Genomic DNA, 2284 nt, shown 5'->3' on the forward strand with positions numbered 1-2284 from the left:
CAGTACGGGGACGGTGTGTTCGCGTCAAAGCCGTACGTCTCCTCTGCGAACTACATCGACAAGATGAGCGACTACTGTGGCGACTGTCACTACTACAAGACGAAAGACACCGGTGACCGGGCGTGTCCGTTCAACGCGCTGTACTGGGACTTCCTCGACAGGAACGAGGAGCAACTCCGGTCGAACCACAGAATGGGGCTGATGTACGGTCACGTCGACTCGAAGCAGGAGACCGACGAGATGGCGGAGATCAGAGCCCGCGTCGCCGACCTCAGACAGGCACAGCGCGACGGCGAGTTGTGACCGTCCACCGACAGCCCCACCGCACGAGCGGGTCGGGACCGCGCAGACGCGCTGTTCGCGCCCGATAGAGCAACTCCTCGGCGACCGTCAGCAGCAAGACGACCGGCACGGCCGACCCGTCGACTCGTCGCGCGATTGTACACGCACCACCCCTATCTAAGTAGCAGACAGGGAACGGCTCTCACTGGACAGAACCTAACTGACACCCCCGACCCGGGTGGCCGTCTTCCGGTATATTAGTTCGGGACAGCCGCGACGGACTAGAGTTATACCTTGGGGTGGTCTTCCGGGAGAGAAACGCACCGGTTCGGTTTTTTTATTTGAGGGGAGAACAGCCGGGTGCAATGGTCCCCGACAAACTTCGAGCCCCCATTCTGGTGGCGGCACTGGCGGCACTCGTGGTCGCTGGCGGCGTTGCCGGGACGTCCATCGCCATAGACCAGAGTGACGAATCGCCTGACACACAGCCCACCGACGACGCGTCTACCGCCGAGTCGAGCGACGATGCGAACGTCGTCTCCAGTTTCGAGGGGCGGATTGCCTCGCTGGAGACGCTCTCGATGATCCAGAAGATGACGATGGAGACGGACGGCAATCACTCTTCCACGACCGAGACCAGGATGTGGATCGACTTCGAGGACGACCAGGTGCGTCGTGAGGTCGTCAACTCCAGTTACGGTTCGGAGCGGATCACGGTGCGCAACGAGAGCCAGTCGGTCTCGTACGACCCAGCGGACAACACCGTCACCCGTCACGACACCACCGGTACCACCGTCTACACTCCGGTCAAATCACTGCTCAATGCGAGTGAAATCACCTACGAGGAGCGCGAGCGTGTCGACGGCGAGTCGACGTACCGCCTCAGCCTCGTCTCGAACGAGTCGATGGGGGCGAAAGCAAACGCAACGCTCTGGATTGATACGGACACCTACTTCCCGAAAAAGATGCACGTGAGTCCCGAGTCCGAGGAGATGTCCTACACGATGACGATGGCGTTCTCCAACGTCAGTCTGAACACCGAGATTCCGGACTCGCGGTTCAGTATCGAGATCCCCGACAACGCGACCGAACCCCAGCAGACGACGTCGAGCATCGAGACGTACGACTCGCTCGACGAGTTGCGCGACGCGGCTACCGTGTCGGTTCCCGACCCCGACGTCCCCGGAAATTACAGTTTCGACGAGGGGCGGATCACCGACCGTGACGACCACTACTCGCTGAGTCTCACCTACACCGACGGCGCTGACACGCTCTCGGTCTCGAAGCGCCCGGCGACCGATTACAACTTCAGCGACAGCGAGGACTTCGAGTCGGTCGAACTCGGCGACCGGACCGGGTGGTACGACGGGTTCGACGACTCCGGCGTGGTCGCCTGGGAGTGTGGCGAGTACAGCTACTCGGTCCACGGGAAAGCGTCGAAAGCCGACCTGACCGACACTGCTCGTTCGATGGTGTGTGCGTGAGCGGCCCTCCAGTCACCACTACTGTGGACGGACCGTCCCGCCGTGTCGGTCCGGACGGGTGAGTACCGAGGCGTCCCCGGCGGTCGGACGGTCCGCTTTTTTGCCCGCGAGTCCCCGCTGTCGGACGTCCCCGGTCGGAACCCACACACGCAGACCCGGGTGCCGTGGTCGCCACAGCGGCTCTGTACGCGTGCTGCGCCCGTACTCACACACCATGTCGTCGTTCGGGAGTCGGTGTCGGCTGAGACCACGATGCCGGCTGACCGAACCGTGCCGTGCCGTTCGGGTCGGACCGGCTAGTGCCTGTGCCGGAGCGAACACGAGAGCCGTCGTTTTATCGGTACCGTTTATTCCGTCCGGCACGTGACGCTGGTATGACGTCATCACTGGGGTTTCATTCGCTCGAGGAAGAACGGGCAACGTCGCTCGCCGTCACGGGGTCGGTCCCCGAGTGGCTGACCGGAAGTCTCGTTCGTAACGGCCCAGGACGTTTCGATCTCCCTGATGGGAGCAGCGTC

General features: G+C 62.6%; 2 protein-coding genes and 1 pseudogene. All 3 read left to right on the top strand.

Annotated features, from left to right (window positions below; all coding sequences use genetic code 11):
• Positions 1-303: pseudogene (locus Q0964_RS01565) on the top strand (cryptochrome/photolyase family protein); the annotation flags it as partial.
• A 344-nt stretch (positions 304-647) separates the two neighbouring features.
• Positions 648-1766: a LolA family protein gene (locus tag Q0964_RS01570; RefSeq protein ID WP_299262742.1), complete on the top strand. Its 1119-nt coding sequence runs from the start codon at positions 648-650 to the stop codon at positions 1764-1766.
• Between the two features lie 374 nt (positions 1767-2140).
• The coding region (locus tag Q0964_RS01575) for a carotenoid oxygenase family protein (RefSeq protein WP_299262744.1) at positions 2141-2284 on the top strand (144 nt) is incomplete at its 3' end.

The sequence above is a fragment of the Halorientalis sp. genome (assembly GCF_028275115.1).
In the GTDB taxonomy this organism is placed as follows: Archaea; Halobacteriota; Halobacteria; order Halobacteriales; family Haloarculaceae; genus Halorientalis.

Excerpts from the sequence above, each read along its gene's own strand:
- Q0964_RS01570 (WP_299262742.1), top strand. The coding sequence starts at position 648 with ATGGTCCCCGACAAACTTCGAGCCCCCATTCTGGTGGCGGCACTGGCG.